This window comes from Cyanobacterium stanieri LEGE 03274 (genome assembly GCF_015207825.1).
Lineage (GTDB): Bacteria > Cyanobacteriota > Cyanobacteriia > Cyanobacteriales > Cyanobacteriaceae > Cyanobacterium > Cyanobacterium stanieri_B.
In genome coordinates, this window is sequence record NZ_JADEWC010000022.1 from 16290 (window position 1) to 32115 (window position 15826).

The window sequence follows — 15826 nt, forward strand, 5'->3', positions numbered from 1 at the left end:
AAACCACACCGAGAAAGTAAAAAAAATATCTAAATCAACAGATGGTTTGCTATATAATAATTACCTACTGATTTGCAAAAGGAATTTTTTCATGAGTCAAGGGCAGATAGTGAGCCAATCTGATTATATTTTAGAGGCAACAAATTTATCTAAGAGTTTTGGTGGACTTAAAGCTGTTGACAATGCCAGTATTAGGGTTGATAAGGGTGCTATTACAGGATTGATAGGGCCCAATGGCGCTGGAAAAAGCACCTTATTTAATCTGCTTTCTAATTTTTTAGTGGCAGATGAAGGAAAAGTTATTTTTGACGGAGAAATAATTAATGATGTTTCCCCCCATCGTATTGCAAGGAAAGGATTTATTCGTACTTTTCAAGTGGCGAGGGTTTTATCTCGTTTAACCGTATTAGAAAATATGTTGTTGGCCACTCAAACTCAGACAGGGGAAAATTTGCTACGGGTATTTTTACAACCCCATAAAATTAGAAAAGAGGAAAAAGAAAATAAGGAAAGGGCGATCGCAATTTTAGAATCTGTCGGATTACTTGAAAAAGCCCATGACTATGCGGGGGCATTATCTGGAGGGCAAAGAAAATTACTAGAAATGGCTCGAACCTTAATGACTAACCCTAAGTTAATTCTACTCGATGAACCTGCGGCGGGGGTTAATCCCACATTGATTAATCAAATTTGTGAACATATTGTCACATGGAATAAACAGGGGATTTCTTTTCTAATTATCGAACATAATATGGATGTGATTATGTCTTTGTGTAATCATGTTTGGGTATTAGCCGAAGGCTCTAATCTTGCCGATGGCACTCCTGAATTTATCCAATCCAATGAGCAAGTTTTGGAGGCTTATTTAGGAGGATAGGATTATGATATGCCAAAACTATGGATATTTCTTATTTATCAACCATTAAAACTGATCAAAAAACTTTCAGAAAATCCAGACTAATTTTATCAATACCCACACTATCAAGGAGTTTTTGTTGCTCTGCTAACATTTCTGTTAATAAATCATCGTTAGGATGATCCCACCCTAAAAGATGTAAAAAACCATGGGATGCTAACCAAGCTAGTTCATTTTTAAGGGAATGATTTTGTTCTTGTGCTTGTTTTTGGGCAGTTTCAATGGAAATAATTATATCGCCCAAAGAGATAGTATCAACCATGGGCAAAGGAGCAAATTCATCATCAACACTAGCAAAGGATAAAACATCGGTAGCTTGATTTTTTTGCCTAAACTGACTATTTAGTTGTTTAATTTCTTCATCGTTGGTGAATATTAAACTAATTTCATAGTTTTCGTTCTCATCAAAATCATGGTCTGTAATTTCTAACCAAGTGGCAAACCACGATCGCCATTTATCCTCCATGATAGGGCAAGATTGATTATTAAGCTCAAAAAAATTATCCTCAAAATAGAGATCGATATTATATTTATTCATCAAAATTAATGGGTTTGAAACCTCGTCCGTGACTGACGGCTTTATATTATCAATTATCCATTCTCAATTTTCCATTAAGTTACTACTTGATCATTTTTACTGGCTAAATATGCCAACCCAAAACAGATAAGAGCATTAATAACTAGAAAGCCTTGAGCCATCATACCCGTACCCAAACCCCAAACATGGGGATGAGAAAAAGCAGAAATCCCTAAACAAGAGGCAACCCCCAAACAAGAGCCAATAGCCACCCATTTAAGGGTATTATGTCCTAAAAATAGGGCAATGAGAATAAAGGGAATTAAAGCACTAGCAAAGATGGGATTAAGGCTATTAGTACCCATAACTACGTTACCTAATTCGGGGAGGGAACTACCCATTAAACGCAACGGCCATTGGGGTAAATCAAAGATATATAATCCTTGTAAGATAAATAATCCTGAACTACCAAACACCATGCCACTAGCAAGACTCATGTTAAATACAAGGTAATTGCGGATAAACCAAGCAAGGAGATATGAACCAACTACCATACCTAGTTTGGGTAAAAGCATAATCGTGCCACCATCAATCCAAAATCCAGGGTTAAGATAACCGCTATCCCGCAACCAGCGCAAAAAGTCTTTGACAGTAATTTTACCTTTAAGGGCGAGTTGTACCGCTCCCCCTGCATCTAAACGTCCTGCACCGTAATGGTTAAAAGGGTCTTCAGCTACTTCACGGGCCGACTCGATCAAGATTTGTCGTACTTCCTCGGGATCTTTTATGCCTGTGGCTTTGATGAGGGCTGCTACCCCTGCCACGTGGGGGGCGGCCATACTTGTACCTTGAAAGCCTTCAAAGGAGGGTTGTTGATTATTTCCTGTGATGGTTTCTTGGATGATTAAACCCTTTTCGCTTCCCCCTGGGGCGCTGATGTCAATTCCTGCTCCAAAGTTTGAATAGGGCGCTTTTTCGCCGATCGCATCTAGGGCAGAAACACTAATTACCTTAGGATAACGGGCGGGATAACTGGCGGAATTGTCATTTTCATTTCCCGCCGCCGCAATAATAACAACTCCTTTTTTGTGGGCATAATCGATGGCATCACGCATCAAATGGCTATCACCTCCACCCCCTAAACTCATATTAATCACATCAGCCCCATTATCGGCCGCAAAGCGTATGGCTTCCGCAATGTCGGCCACCGTACCACCACCAAAACCCAATACCTTGAGGGGCATTATTTTCGCCTTATAAGCAATTCCTGCTACCCCATAGTTATTATTAGTAGATTGAGCGATTGTACCTGCTACATGGGTGCCATGGCCCACATCATCAAGGGCTTCGGTGCGATCGTTAACAAAATCATAGCCTTCCACAAACTCAGTTTGTTCCAAATCAGGTACACGGCTTACCCCCGTATCAATAACCGCAACGGTAACCCCTTCCCCTTTACTATCAGCCCACGCCCTCTCAAGGTTAATCGCCCTTAAATTCCACTGTTTACTATAATCAGGATCATTGGGGATGTCGAGGGTATGATAAATATAGTTTGGTTCAATATATTCTATTTTTTCTCGAAGCCCAGACCTTCTCAATGTTTTTAAGGTTTCTTTATTTCCCTCCAATACATATACATTTCTATCCCCAGAAAACGAACTATTAAGGGTAGGGGTATCATTAACTTTGAGAGAAATTTGATTTAAACTTTCTTCTAGTTGAGTAAGGGCAATATCATCTTTAAAATTAACGATAATAGATTGATATTCACCCCCCATGTTAAATATTTTGAAGGTAAAAACTGCTAACCACAGCCCCACCAAAAATGCTGAGAACAAAAATAATTTTTTCATGGGCTTTTATTTCAGTTAGTAAAGGGGTATGAAAGTTATTATAACAAGATCTATTTCCTCTCGATTTATTCTTAAAGCCAGAGGTTTTTAATTAAATGAATTCTTATACAGTATAGGAAAAAGCACCATTGACGATAACATTTTTTTCTCGATGCTCCAAGACTTTGAGGAGAATGGATTATAATTCAACTTTGATTATCTGACCGTAAACGACAAACTATAAGATAAAATATACCCAAATAGCACTTATAGCAACAGACTATGTTTAAATTTCTCAAACAAGTAACCGATTACGCCAAAGGAAGTGTTGAAGCCGCCAAATATATCGGGCAAGGATTTGCCGTCACCTTCGATCACATGAAAAGGCGCCCCGTCACCGTACAATATCCCTATGAAAAACTTATCCCCTCTGAAAGATATAGAGGTAGAATTCACTTTGAATTTGATAAATGTATCGCCTGTGAAGTCTGTGTGCGAGTTTGCCCCATCAATCTTCCTGTAGTAGATTGGGAATTTAACAAAGAAGTTAAGAAAAAAGAATTAAAACATTATAGTATCGACTTTGGTGTATGTATCTTTTGCGGTAACTGCGTCGAATATTGTCCTACCAATTGTCTATCCATGACAGAGGAATACGAACTAGCTTCCTATGACCGTCATGAATTAAACTACGATAACGTAGCCCTTGGACGTTTACCGACAAAAGTGACTGAAGATCCCATGGTAACACCTCTCAAGGAATTAGGATACTTACCTAAGGGAGTAACTGATCCCCATGATGTGGTTAAAAAGAAATAAACCATAGACAACCATCAATAGTATTTTAACCATACCCATAAAAAAAGGAGAAATAAAAAACAGTGGAAATATCACAAGGAGTTCAATTTGTTACCTTCGCCATTCTGGGGGTAATGATGATAGCATCAGCCCTAGGAGTAGTTTTATTAGAAAATATTGTTTATTCTGCTTTCTTGTTAGGGGGAGTATTTATCAGCATTTCAGGATTATATTTACTCTTAAACGCAGATTTCGTCGCCGCCGCTCAAATTCTTATCTATGTTGGTGCTATTAATGTATTGATTCTTTTTGCCATTATGTTGGTGAATAAAACCGAGAATTTTGCCCAAATCAAAGGCAGATGGATTCGTAAGGTGTCCACGGCGATCGTTTGTACTGGACTTTTTGCTTTACTCAGCACCATGATTTTATCCACATCTTGGGATATATCAACCATTTCTGCCGCTGTGATAGAAAACACTAGCATTGAATTAGGAAAGCATTTATTTAGTGACTTTTTACTTCCCTTTGAAATAGCTTCCGTATTACTACTCATCGCTATGGTGGGGGCTATTATCCTTGCAAGAAGAGATTTTATTCCTTCTGCTACTAAAACCAATGAAGGTTTTACCACTTCTTTAACCCTTCCTGAACAACCTAGGGAGTTGGTTTCTGCTGAAGATAAATAAAATTATAAAGATTAATTTAACAATTATGGAACTACAATTACAGTATTTTTTATTATTGGCCGCTGCTTTATTTTGTATTGGTATTTATGGCTTGATTACCAGTCGTAATGCCGTCCGAGTATTAATGTCCATTGAATTGTTACTCAATTCGGTTAATATTAACTTGATGGGATTTTCTAATTATTTAGATCCTGATAACATTAGAGGTCAAGTATTTACTATATTTGTACTAACCATTGCGGCCGCAGAAGCAGCCGTCGGTTTGGCTATTATTCTCGCCATTTATCGTAATCGTGATACCATCGATATGGAAAAATTCAATTTACTTAAATGGTAAATGTTCGTTGACCCAATAATAATTATATTGGATGTCATGATGATGGTGGGTTCTGCCCACCTTTGCTATTATTAAACAATGATTTTTAAAGAGTTAATTTTAGAAAATTTTGGTCCTTATCAAGGAAGAAATATTATTGATCTGACTCCTGACACTGAGCAAAATGGCGCTTCAATAATTTTAATTGGTGGCATGAATGGAGGGGGAAAAACTACCATTATTGATAGTATTAAATTAGCTTTGTATGGGCGTAGAGCGGAGTGTTCTAATCGTCAAAGTTTGAGCTACAATGACTTTTTATTGGAGTGTGTTAATCGTGGATCAAAAATCACTGATGTTACTAAAATAGAACTAACTTTTGAGCATCTTATCAATGAACAATGGATTGAGTTAAAAGTTATTCGTCATTGGCAGGGTAGTGTGAGAGATGGTAAGGATAATTTGGTTATTTTTGAGGGAGAATTTCCCGATCTTAGTTTAACGGAAAATTGGGATGAGTATATAGAAGATATTTTACCTTTAGGTATTTCTAATTTATTTCTTTTTGATGGTGAGCAGGTAAAGGAATTGGCTGAACAAGATATTCCTAATCCTTCTGTGGTAGATGCGATGAGGGTTTTATTAGGGTTGGAGTTGGCTGATAAATTAGCTAGTGATTTACAAATTTTAGTTAGTCGTAAAAAAAAGAGTTTAGAGAATACTAAGGAACAAAAAGAGTTATTAAATATTGAAGAAGAATTGAGGTTATTAGAAAAAGATAAGTCTTTTATTTTACATGATTTGCAGGGAGTAGAAAAGAAGTTAAAAATTGCTTCTAAAAACTATCGTTTGGCTGCTGATATTTTACGTATTGAGGAAAAAAAAGTATCTGATCAACAATATCAATTGAAGCAGAAAGTTGATTCTTTAAGTATCGAAATAGATAGGGTTCGTCATAATTTAAATAATGTTTTTTCTCAATATTTACCTTTAAGTTTAGTTCAGCATTATTTATGTTCTATTAAGGTTCAATTAATACAGGAAATTAGGGTAAATAAGATTCAAAGTTCCTATGATATTATCAGAAAAAAAGATCAGGAATTATTAGATTTTTTAGCTACTTTATCTATGGATGATATTAATTATCAAAAAATCAATGGTTTTTTAGAATCTGCCAATGAGCGTTTAGAAGGAGAAATTAATGATGTTAATATTTATTTGCATGGGCAGGAAAAGAATTTAATTGATTTGGAAAATATTCTTGATAATTTTTTGCCGAATCAACAGGCAATGGCTGGAGAATATGTGGCGAGATTAAGGGCTCTCGAGGAAGATTTGATTAATGCTGAGGTGATGGCGGCTAATGTTGAGGTGTCGAAAAGGTATGAAACCTTGGAGGAGGATTATCAACAAAAACAGCAAGGGGTTATTGATTGTAAGGCGGAGGTGACGAGGTTACAAAAGATGTTGGAGTCGGTGGAAAGAGATATACAGTCTAAGTTAAAACAGTTGGGGAAATATAGCGATCGCACCATAGAAGATTTACAGGGAGATCATTTATTAAATGCGATGCCAAAAGTAGAAAAAACCCTAATTCTTTTTAAAGAAAAACTAACTCTTAGGAAGTTAAACAGGTTAGAAAATGAGGTAACAAGCTGTTTTCGTTATCTTTTACATAAGTCTAATTTTGTGGGAAAAGTCATTATTAATACTGATAATTTTGCCCTCAATTTATACGATAATTTAGGTAATTTAATTACTAAAAATAGATTATCAGCAGGGGAAAAACAGCTATTGGCGATCGCACTTTTATGGGCATTGGCAAGGGTATCGGGAAGACAATTACCTGTCGTGATTGACACTCCTTTAGGGAGGTTAGATTCTTCCCACCGTAATAATTTATTAGAGCGTTATTTTCCCACCGCTTCCCATCAAGTGATTTTATTATCCACCGATACAGAAATCGGAGAAGCGGAAGTAGAATTGCTTCGTCAACAAAATGTTATTGCTAAAGAATATTTACTAGACTACAATTCTCCCCAAAATCAAACTACTATTAAATCTGGATACTTTACCGACACTCTCAGACAGATGGGCAGATAGTTAATTAACTTGAGTTCGGAATAAAATGTATAATCTTTAAATCTGTGAACAAATAAATAACCTCAATCGCTCCCCGTACAATGAATTACAAGGCTAAGAGTTTATGATTCAATAAATTAAACTAAGGTATATTTTGACTAAGGAATTTAGTATAAAGTATAGTTTTTTGTAAATCCTTTAACCCAACACTTTGACAAGACTATAAATTCTATTTGGGGAAAATGACTCAGAAAATACTATGATTAAAGATTGACTGTGTAAAGTGAAGATTTTATGAGTAATAAAAAAATTAGAGTAGGTTTATTAGGTTTTGGCGGATTAGGACAAGCCGCAGGAAGAATTTTACAACCTAAATCAGAAATGGAATTAGTAGCGGTTGCCGATCGCCACGGATACGCTTACAATAACTCAGGGTTAGATATTGATCAATTAATTCACACCTACCACGAAAAAGGCTCTACAGGATATGCTCAAGGTGGTGTAATCAGTGATAACAGTATCGCCGAATTAATTAACCAAGCAGATGTGGACGGTTATTTTCTCGCCCTGCCCAACTTACCCAATACCTTCATGGCAGACGTTACCCGTGAATTTATTAAATCTGGTTGGCAAGGAGTATTAGTAGATGCCCTCAAACGTACTAGCGCCGTTGAACAATTATTAACCCTCCACGAAGACTTACAAAAAGCAGGAATTACCTATTTAACAGGTTGTGGCGCTACCCCTGGATTACTCACCGCCGCCGCCGCCGTTGCCGCCCAAAGTTTTGCCGAAATTCATAACGTTAAAATTACCTTTGGGGTAGGTATAGCTAATTGGGAAGCCTACCGCGCCACCATTCGAGAAGACATTGCCCATATGCCAGGGTTTGATGTAGATAAGGCTAACGCCATGAGTGATGGGGAAGTAGAAGCATTTTTGGATAAAACCAACGGTATTCTAACCCTTGAAAACATGGAACATGCCGATGATATTATGTTAGAACTAGCGGGTATATGCGATCGCACTCAGGTATCTGTTGGAGGTGTTGTCGATACCCGTAACCCCAAAAAACCCCTTAGCACCAATGTAAAAATCACAGGACGCACCTTCGAGGGCAAAATCTCCGCCCATACCTTTACCCTAGGGGATGAAACCAGCATGGCAGCCAACGTATGTGGCCCAGCCTTCGGTTATCTCAAGGCAGGTGTACAATTAAGACAGAAAGGTATCAATGGTTTATTAACCGCTGCCGAGGTAATGCCTTTGTTTGTAAGATAAATGTACGGTGGGCATTGCCCACCTAAATCTAAGAATCTTGATTAAGATTGCTCATCTTGATTTTTGCGCTTTTTCTTTCTTCTCCGATCAATCCGATCTTTTATCTCCGTTCCACGTTTAAAATGTTGTTCACTTTTAATAAAATTTTCCTCACTTTTATCCTGTTCACTTTTTTTTTTGGCATATACATTGCTTAAGAAAAAATGCGCTTGATAACTTTCATATAGCTTCATAGCCTCTAATCCACACTGTTCAGCCATTGATAAATTGCCTAAATCAAGAAATGCTCCCCCTCTTGTCGTTAAAATAGCACTTTTTACCCGTGCATCAGCATAGACTTTTTTCTTTAAGAAATCATCAGTTAATTTAAGAACTTCTTCAGGATTTCCGAGCTTTCGCAAACATCCACATATTTGTGTGATAATCCAAGTCTTTTTGGTCTTTTCATATAGCTTTTCGTAATAAATTACTAAAGTTTCATATAACCTATGATCCTCTAGCCATTGAATCTCATCAATTGCGTCAACATCGGTAGTATTTTGATGATGATTTTTTCTCATAAGTTCATCGTCTGAATCAATTTTTATAAGAATGGGATACAGAGGGCTAGATAGTGACTCACTTTTATAGGTTTGTGCCTTATACTTCTTCTTCAGTTTAATAAAATGCTTAATTTCTGAATCTTTAAAATTTTCTTGCATATCAATATATTTTATTATGGTTATACTTCATATATTAACCGTCAATTCCCAATTGTGTAGGGCAATCTACACCCAAACAACCGCCTAAATCCCTTAATATAAAATGTAAAGAGATATTAAGAGAAAATTAAAATATGACCACAACAACGGTAAAAAATCCCCTGCTTATTGGTAAAGGATTACCCCCCTTTGCAGACATCAAACCTGAGCATATTGTGCCAGGCATAGACGAATTATTAACAGAGTTAGAGACAGAATTAACCAAGCTAGAAGAAAATATAACCCCTACATGGGAAGCATTAGTAAATCCCCTTAATAATATTGAAGAAAGACTGCGCTGGAGTTGGGGCATTATCGGGCATTTGATGGGAGTGAAAAACAGCCCTGAATTGCGCGCCGCTTATGAAACCGTACAACCAAAATTAGTACAGTTTGCCAGTAGATTAAGCCAGAGTAAGCCAATCTATGAAGGTTTTACCAAAATACAAGCTAGTGCAGACTGGGATAAATTAGAATCCGCCCAACAGAGAATTATTGAGTCTGCCATCAAAGAAGCGGAATTGTCAGGGGTTGCCCTTGAGGGTGAAAAAAAAGAGCGTTTTAATGAAATTCAGTTACAACTAGCGGAATTGTCTACCAAGTTTTCTAATAATGTTTTAGATTCCACCAAGGCTTTTCAGTTAAAATTAACAACTCCTGAAGAAGTCGATGGTTTACCTGCTAGTTTATTGAGCCTAGTTGCCCAAACCGCCAGAATGGAAGGGGAGGAAGAAGCCACTGCAGAAAAAGGCCCTTGGATTATCACTTTAGATTATCCCAGCTTTGGCCCTTTCCTTAAATTTAGTACCCAAAGAGACTTGAGGGAAAAAGTTTATCGTGCTTTTGTTACCCGTGCCAGTGAGGGAGACACTGATAATAATCCTCTAATCAACAAAATTTTAACCCTCAGACAAGAACAGGCGGATATTTTAGGTTATGCTAACTATGCACAAGTGAGCCTTACCCGTAAGATGGCTGACTCGGTGGAAGCCGTGGAGAAACTGTTAGAAGAATTAAGGGTAGTTAGTTATGATGTTGCAAAAGAGGAGTTAGAGGAATTAAAGACTTTTGCGAAAACTGAGGATTTACAACCTTGGGATGTGAGTTTCTGGGCGGAGAAACAAAGGGAGTTTAAGTTTAATTTTACTGAGGAAGAGTTACGCCCTTATTTTTCTCTTGAAAGGGTGTTGGATGGTTTATTTGGTTTGGCGAAAAAGATTTTTGGGGTGACGATTACCCCTGCTGATGGAATAGCGCCTGTGTGGCATGGGGATGTGAAATATTTTCAGGTGGCGGATGAGAATAACGAAACCATGGCTTATTTTTATCTTGATGCCTATTCTCGCCCTGCGGAAAAAAGAGGGGGCGCATGGATGGATGATTGTGTAGGTAGGGCAAGGATTGAGGAGAATGGGATGGTAACCACTCGTTTACCTGTGGCTTATCTTACTTGTAATCAGTCTCCCCCTGTGGATGGTAAACCTAGTTTGATGACTTTTGGGGAGGTGGAAACTCTTTTCCATGAGTTTGGCCATGGTTTACAGCATATGTTGACTAAAATTGACTATATTGGTGCTTCTGGTATCAATAATGTGGAATGGGATGCGGTAGAGTTACCGAGTCAGTTTATGGAAAATTGGTGTTTGGAAAAAAGTACCTTGTTTGGTATGGCGAAACACTATGAGACTGGGGAGACTTTACCGAATCATTATTATGAGAAGTTGGTGGCTTCTAAGAATTATATGAGTGCTTCTGCTATGTTACGTCAGTTGCATTTTAGTTTATTGGATTTGGAGTTACACGCGCGTTATAGTCCTAGTGATGAGGTTTCAGCCCATGATGTGGCAAGGAAGTTGGCAGAGAAAACCATGGTAATGTCTCCTTTACCTGAAGATAGATTTTTATGTGCTTTTGGGCATATTTTTGCGGGGGGGTATGCCGCTGGTTATTACAGTTATAAATGGGCTGAGGTGCTTAGTGCTGATGCTTTCTCTGCTTTTGAGGAGGTTGATTTGGAGGATGAAGGTGCGATCGCCCTTATTGGTAAACGTTTTCGTGATACTGTATTAGGATTAGGTGGTAGTTTATCACCCATGGAAGTATTTAAACAATTCCGAGGAAGAGAACCCCAAACTGAGGCATTATTAAGACATAGTGGATTATTAGCAACGGCTAGTTAATAAATTATGGGGTGGGCATTGCTCACCCCTACTACTTTATAATCGATAAAAGAGACAAGGGAGAATATAACTATGGTTGCCCAACTCACAAAACAGCAATACACCATCGATGAATATTTGGAATTAGAAAGCCAAGCAGAAGTTAGGCATGAATATATAGACGGAGAAATACTAGAAATGGCAGGAGGTACAACAAACCATAATTTAGTCACAGGAAATATTTATATCGCCCTCAGACTGGCCTTGAAAGGAAAAAACTATCCTGTTTTTATTGAAAATGTACGTTTATGGATTTCTTCGGCAAAAATGTTTACCTATCCTGATGTGATGGTAATAGCCGAAAACCCTGAATATTACGGAGAAAATAAAACTACTGTTACCAATCCCATCATTATCATCGAGGTTTTATCTAACTCCACCAGAGACTATGATTTAGGTCGTAAATTTGAATATTATCGTAGTTTAAATTCTCTCCAAGAGTATATTTTAATCGACCCTGAAAAACCCTTAGTAATGAGTTATAACAGAAATAATAATCAACAATGGTCATTAACTATTCTCGAAAGTATTGATGATAAATTAAACTTAAACTCAGTACCTGTAGAGCTTATTTTGAAAGATACTTATGACGGTATTTTGTAAAACTTTTATTCCTAAAAAAGAAATTATATAATTATTACTTAAATTGTTTTTAAGACAATAAAAACCTTATCTAAATATTTTAGGATTCAATAGGTTTTATTCTAATACTTATTTACCATGTTTTAGGGCAATTAAATCAAACAAAAAAAGAGTTTCCCACCTAATAGAAAACTCTTTCATCTACTAATTAAACCCTAGCAAAAATTAACGAATTAAATTTAATAACTCCTTAGGGGAAGCGAGTAAATCGATCGCAACGAAGAATATTTTACCTTCAGGGTTGATGAGGAAACGCCAAGCAATGTTCATGCCCACATTACCACCAAACCAAGGAGTTTGTACCTTACCTGTTACCTTAATTTGAGTATATCCATCGTCCGCAGGTTCAGTAACACCCCTTTCAGGAATTAGCTTGAGGTTTTGACACTCTTCTTTGAAGAAACGAAAAATATTTTCCTTACCCACAATAGGACGTTTAAAAGGAGGTTGGAGCGCTCCATCAGGGGTAAATAAAGTAATTAAAGTATCAAAATCATTGGCGTTGAGATTGTCCATGTAATCAAGGACGGTTTTGTTGGTAACACCTTCAATGGATACGTTTGTTCTTTGGTTCATATCCTTAGGAGGGGCCACAGGCTCAGATACAGGAGTATAATTTTCTAGCTTACTGACATCACATCCCATGTCCACCACTGCATTACGTAGAACAGTGATTTGTTGACCAGATTCTAAACCTTTGATAGTATTTAAGACTGAATTAGCGTTAGCAGATAGCTTATAACCTTCAGGAATAGGTGCAACGATACCTTCCTCCATAAACTTACCTAACTGATACCAAAAACCTAATTTAATATTGGGAGACCATCCCCCATAGGTACGACATAAAGGGGTATCCGCACGGTTGGCTAAGTCACACATTGCCTGAGATTGTTCTTGAAAACTCATTTTTTTGATTTCTTCAAGGGTGGACTCTGCCAATACCATACTGGCGGCCCCTGGGGCTGCGATGGTGATAGTTTTTCCCATTTCCAAATATGCAAACCAAATTAAAGCGAGTTGGTCTTCTGCATTTAATTGGTTAAATCGAGCGATGGTGGCAGGTACTGCATCCGCTGATAAGGTACTAGGAAAGATGTTTCTGGCTGAATCAATGGTAAAAGGCATAAATTGCTCCGTTTTACTAACTAATAATTCAAATTTAACATAAGCTCTTTAAGGTAAATTTAAGATTAAGGTGTGGATCTTGCACCAAGTATTTAGACTCAATTTATGGTAGAGAAAATAAAATATTTGCCTAATCAATGGTTAATCCCTGATAATTGAGGATTGACTATTAAAACGAAGATAAAAAATAATTATGACTACAGATCCAGTTACCTTAATGAAACAAGAGGTGGGTAAGGCTGCCGCAGGGAGAGTCAAATCGGATTCTATCGTTGGTTTGGGCACAGGTTCAACTACTGCCTTTGCTATTCAGTATATTGGTGAGAGATTGGCCAGTGGAGATTTAAAAAATATTGTGGGAGTGCCTACCTCTTTTCAGGCCGAGGTTTTGGCAAAAAGATATGGTATTCCCCTTACTACCCTGGATGCGATCGCCCATATTGATGTTGCCATCGATGGGGCGGATGAAGTTGACCCCCAAAAAAATCTAATTAAGGGGGGAGGGGCCGCCCATACCCGTGAAAAGGTAGTTGATAGTTTGGCGAAAGAATTCATTGTGGTGGTAGATGGCGGTAAGCTCGTGGATAAGCTCGGTTCTACCTTTCTTTTGCCCGTGGAGGTTATTCCCATGGCGGTTACCCCTGTTATGCGTAAGTTAGAGGAGTTAGGGGGTAAACCTGATTTGAGAATGGGGGTTAAAAAAGCTGGCCCTGTGGTCACAGATCAAGGAAATTTGGTTATAGACGTTAAGTTTGATGATATAGCAGATCCTGCCAGTCTTGAAGCTACCATTAATAATATTCCAGGAGTATTGGAAAATGGTTTATTCGTGGGGGTTGCCGATGTGGTTTTAGTGGGAGAAATTATTGACGGTAAACCCAACATACGGGAATTTTGATAAAATTATTTTAGAAGTGCAGGGGGTTTTACCCCTTGTTAAGTAAAAGGAATGGTTTATAAGATGTTTTCTTTTCGCCCCAGATTTCCTAAAAAAAATAATAATATTCCTACCCCTGTTATTAAAGAGAAACCCAAAAGATTGGTTAAGATCCCCTATCATTTTCAGAAAAATGATATTATTACTTATTCTAATCGGGATATAAAAAGAGAGTTAAATAAATATCCAGGATTACTAAAAACTTTGGGTCATGCCTATGGTTATCAGATTATTTATACAGGGCCTGATGGTAGCATCGATTATTGGTTTTGTCGGGATTTACCGACGACGACAAAGTTATTAAAATACTTAAATCAGCAGGGATGGACGGTGGATTGGCAAGAAAAGCCTTTCAAATTACACTAAGTATGGTTGCAGGTATCAATTATGTTTTGGTTAGGAGTCAGTTTCAGCTAAAATTGCCTTAGCCATGATTTATAGATTATTGTATTAATGTTATTTGCTAATCAAGGGAAAAAAGTAGAGATTAAGTATTTACCGAATATCTCCCCGATTCAAGACAATGGCGAAGATGTTATTGAGGGTTTGAGTGGTAGCCCAAAGGTATTACCTCCGAAGTATTTTTACGATCGCACTGGTTCACTTTTATTTGAGAAAATATGTGAGTTACCAGAATATTATCCTACTCGTACAGAAACCACAATTTTAACTAATTTTGCCTCGGAAATCGCTTCTTTAACAGGAATTTGTGAGTTAGTGGAGTTAGGAAGTGGTAGCTCTACCAAAACAAGGTTGTTATTATCTGCCTATGAAAATATGGGTAAACCTTGGCGTTATATTCCCATTGATGTTAGTGGGGAAATGTTAAACCGCAGCTCTTTACAGTTAGCAAAAGAATATTCCTTATTATCGATTTTGGGTTTAGTGGGTACTTATGAACAGGCTTTATGGCATTTACCGCCAAAAGAGTTATCCTCAAGGATGGTAGTTTTTTTGGGTAGTAGCCTAGGTAATTTTACGGGGCTAGAGTGCGATCGTCTTTTTACCGAGATTGCCGAAGTATTGGAGGAAGGAGATTATTTTCTTTTAGGTGTAGATTTACAAAAACCTGTTTCAATTTTAGAAAACGCCTACAATGATTCTCAGGGAGTCACAGCCGAGTTTAATTTAAATATGCTATCCCACCTCAATCAACGCTTTGACGGCAACTTTAGAGCCGATTTATGGACTCACAAGGCGATTTATAATCAAGAACTGAATCAAATTGAAATGTATCTACATTGTGACAAAAAACACCAAGTATCGTTGAAAAGTCTTGATTTAACGGTGGATTTTAGCGATGATGACTTTATTTTAACGGAAATTTCCCGTAAATTTGACCTAACGGAAATGGAAGATTTTTTACAATCCCATCATTTAAATACTATTCAATTTTGGACAGATGAAAAACAATGGTTTGGTCTAATTCTCGCCCAAGTCAGGAAGGGAATGGGGAACAGTTTATAATTGATAAGTTAGTCATCTCTATTTCACGTTAACGAATAGATATTTGATCTAACAAGAATTTGGTAAATTAGACTCTGCTAGATAAGTATCAAAAAACACTTATCATTATCCATTCTCAATTCTCCATTACCCATTCACCTCAACACTTTTTCATCAAACCCCAGATAATTAATAACCCCCTATGGTATAATTTTCTCTAATAGTAGTTATTACCAAAAATAGCTAAAGATAAAATCAAACATATAGGAGTAAAAAATCGTTA

The 15826-nt window shown here is 37.3% G+C and carries 15 protein-coding genes; 11 read left to right on the forward strand and 4 right to left on the reverse strand.

Going from position 1 to position 15826, the window contains the following annotated elements; translation table 11 throughout:
- The first annotated feature begins 91 nt into the window (after window positions 1-91).
- Entirely contained in the window at window positions 92-877 is a 786-nt protein-coding gene (locus tag IQ215_RS10135) for an ABC transporter ATP-binding protein (protein ID WP_193801196.1), read from the forward strand.
- 55 nt (window positions 878-932) lie between these two features.
- Here IQ215_RS10135 and ybeY read toward each other — a convergent pair whose 3' ends face one another.
- Complete coding sequence (gene ybeY / locus IQ215_RS10140; RefSeq protein WP_193801197.1) at window positions 933-1454, reverse strand: rRNA maturation RNase YbeY; 522 nt, start codon at window positions 1452-1454, stop codon at window positions 933-935.
- A gap of 74 nt (window positions 1455-1528) precedes the next feature.
- A complete protein-coding gene (locus tag IQ215_RS10145; RefSeq protein WP_193801198.1) occupies window positions 1529-3289 on the reverse strand; it encodes a S8 family peptidase in 1761 nt (586 codons plus the stop codon).
- A gap of 261 nt (window positions 3290-3550) precedes the next feature.
- Here IQ215_RS10145 and ndhI point away from each other — a divergent pair, with 261 nt between their 5' ends.
- From ndhI to bioU, 5 genes are all read left to right on the forward strand, one after another.
- Window positions 3551-4087: an NAD(P)H-quinone oxidoreductase subunit I gene (gene ndhI, locus IQ215_RS10150; protein WP_193801199.1), complete on the forward strand. Its 537-nt coding sequence runs from the start codon at window positions 3551-3553 to the stop codon at window positions 4085-4087.
- A 62-nt stretch (window positions 4088-4149) separates the two neighbouring features.
- Window positions 4150-4755 carry an NADH-quinone oxidoreductase subunit J gene (locus tag IQ215_RS10155; protein WP_193801200.1) on the forward strand — a complete coding sequence of 202 codons (606 nt, stop codon included), beginning with the start codon at window positions 4150-4152 and terminating at the stop codon, window positions 4753-4755.
- Window positions 4756-4780: 25 nt separating this feature from the next.
- A complete protein-coding gene (nuoK, locus tag IQ215_RS10160) occupies window positions 4781-5092 on the forward strand; it encodes an NADH-quinone oxidoreductase subunit NuoK (RefSeq protein ID WP_193801201.1) in 312 nt (103 codons plus the stop codon).
- Between the two features lie 78 nt (window positions 5093-5170).
- Window positions 5171-7174 (forward strand): DNA sulfur modification protein DndD, encoded by a 2004-nt coding sequence (gene dndD / locus IQ215_RS10165; RefSeq protein ID WP_193801202.1) that lies wholly within the window; start codon window positions 5171-5173, stop codon window positions 7172-7174.
- A 273-nt stretch (window positions 7175-7447) separates the two neighbouring features.
- Entirely contained in the window at window positions 7448-8434 is a 987-nt protein-coding gene (gene bioU / locus IQ215_RS10170) for a (S)-8-amino-7-oxononanoate synthase BioU (RefSeq protein WP_193801203.1), read from the forward strand.
- Between the two features lie 41 nt (window positions 8435-8475).
- On the opposite strand, the gene IQ215_RS10175 is transcribed toward bioU, so the two are convergent.
- Window positions 8476-9135: a hypothetical protein gene (locus tag IQ215_RS10175; RefSeq protein ID WP_193801204.1), complete on the reverse strand. Its 660-nt coding sequence runs from the start codon at window positions 9133-9135 to the stop codon at window positions 8476-8478.
- 134 nt (window positions 9136-9269) lie between these two features.
- On the opposite strand from IQ215_RS10175, the gene IQ215_RS10180 reads away from it, so the two are divergent.
- Both IQ215_RS10180 and IQ215_RS10185 read left to right on the forward strand, forming a co-directional pair.
- Window positions 9270-11354: a M3 family metallopeptidase gene (locus tag IQ215_RS10180; RefSeq protein WP_193801205.1), complete on the forward strand. Its 2085-nt coding sequence runs from the start codon at window positions 9270-9272 to the stop codon at window positions 11352-11354.
- 72 nt (window positions 11355-11426) lie between these two features.
- On the forward strand, window positions 11427-11996 hold the full coding sequence (locus tag IQ215_RS10185) for a Uma2 family endonuclease (protein ID WP_193801206.1): 570 nt from the start codon (window positions 11427-11429) through the stop codon (window positions 11994-11996).
- A 204-nt stretch (window positions 11997-12200) separates the two neighbouring features.
- On the opposite strand, the gene IQ215_RS10190 is transcribed toward IQ215_RS10185, so the two are convergent.
- Complete coding sequence (locus tag IQ215_RS10190; protein WP_193801207.1) at window positions 12201-13160, reverse strand: orange carotenoid-binding protein; 960 nt, start codon at window positions 13158-13160, stop codon at window positions 12201-12203.
- A 187-nt stretch (window positions 13161-13347) separates the two neighbouring features.
- On the opposite strand from IQ215_RS10190, the gene rpiA reads away from it, so the two are divergent.
- The 3 genes from rpiA to egtD all read left to right on the forward strand — a co-directional run bounded on the left by rpiA (window position 13348) and on the right by egtD (window position 15564).
- Window positions 13348-14058 (forward strand): ribose-5-phosphate isomerase RpiA, encoded by a 711-nt coding sequence (gene rpiA / locus IQ215_RS10195; RefSeq protein WP_193801228.1) that lies wholly within the window; start codon window positions 13348-13350, stop codon window positions 14056-14058.
- Between the two features lie 51 nt (window positions 14059-14109).
- Window positions 14110-14463: a hypothetical protein gene (locus IQ215_RS10200; protein WP_241735302.1), complete on the forward strand. Its 354-nt coding sequence runs from the start codon at window positions 14110-14112 to the stop codon at window positions 14461-14463.
- An 87-nt stretch (window positions 14464-14550) separates the two neighbouring features.
- Complete coding sequence (gene egtD / locus IQ215_RS10205) at window positions 14551-15564, forward strand: L-histidine N(alpha)-methyltransferase (RefSeq protein WP_193801208.1); 1014 nt, start codon at window positions 14551-14553, stop codon at window positions 15562-15564.
- The last annotated feature ends 262 nt before the right edge of the window (window positions 15565-15826 follow it).

Coding starts and splice junctions, on each gene's coding strand:
- IQ215_RS10135 (WP_193801196.1), top strand. CDS start 92: ATGAGTCAAGGGCAGATAGTGAGCCAATCTGATTATATTTTAGAGGCA.
- ybeY (WP_193801197.1), bottom strand. CDS start 1,454: ATGAATAAATATAATATCGATCTCTATTTTGAGGATAATTTTTTTGAG.
- IQ215_RS10145 (WP_193801198.1), bottom strand. CDS start 3,289: ATGAAAAAATTATTTTTGTTCTCAGCATTTTTGGTGGGGCTGTGGTTA.
- ndhI (WP_193801199.1), top strand. CDS start 3,551: ATGTTTAAATTTCTCAAACAAGTAACCGATTACGCCAAAGGAAGTGTT.
- nuoK (WP_193801201.1), top strand. CDS start 4,781: ATGGAACTACAATTACAGTATTTTTTATTATTGGCCGCTGCTTTATTT.
- dndD (WP_193801202.1), top strand. CDS start 5,171: ATGATTTTTAAAGAGTTAATTTTAGAAAATTTTGGTCCTTATCAAGGA.
- bioU (WP_193801203.1), top strand. CDS start 7,448: ATGAGTAATAAAAAAATTAGAGTAGGTTTATTAGGTTTTGGCGGATTA.
- IQ215_RS10175 (WP_193801204.1), bottom strand. CDS start 9,135: ATGCAAGAAAATTTTAAAGATTCAGAAATTAAGCATTTTATTAAACTG.
- IQ215_RS10180 (WP_193801205.1), top strand. CDS start 9,270: ATGACCACAACAACGGTAAAAAATCCCCTGCTTATTGGTAAAGGATTA.
- IQ215_RS10185 (WP_193801206.1), top strand. CDS start 11,427: ATGGTTGCCCAACTCACAAAACAGCAATACACCATCGATGAATATTTG.
- IQ215_RS10190 (WP_193801207.1), bottom strand. CDS start 13,160: ATGCCTTTTACCATTGATTCAGCCAGAAACATCTTTCCTAGTACCTTA.
- IQ215_RS10200 (WP_241735302.1), top strand. CDS start 14,110: ATGGTTTATAAGATGTTTTCTTTTCGCCCCAGATTTCCTAAAAAAAAT.
- egtD (WP_193801208.1), top strand. CDS start 14,551: ATGTTATTTGCTAATCAAGGGAAAAAAGTAGAGATTAAGTATTTACCG.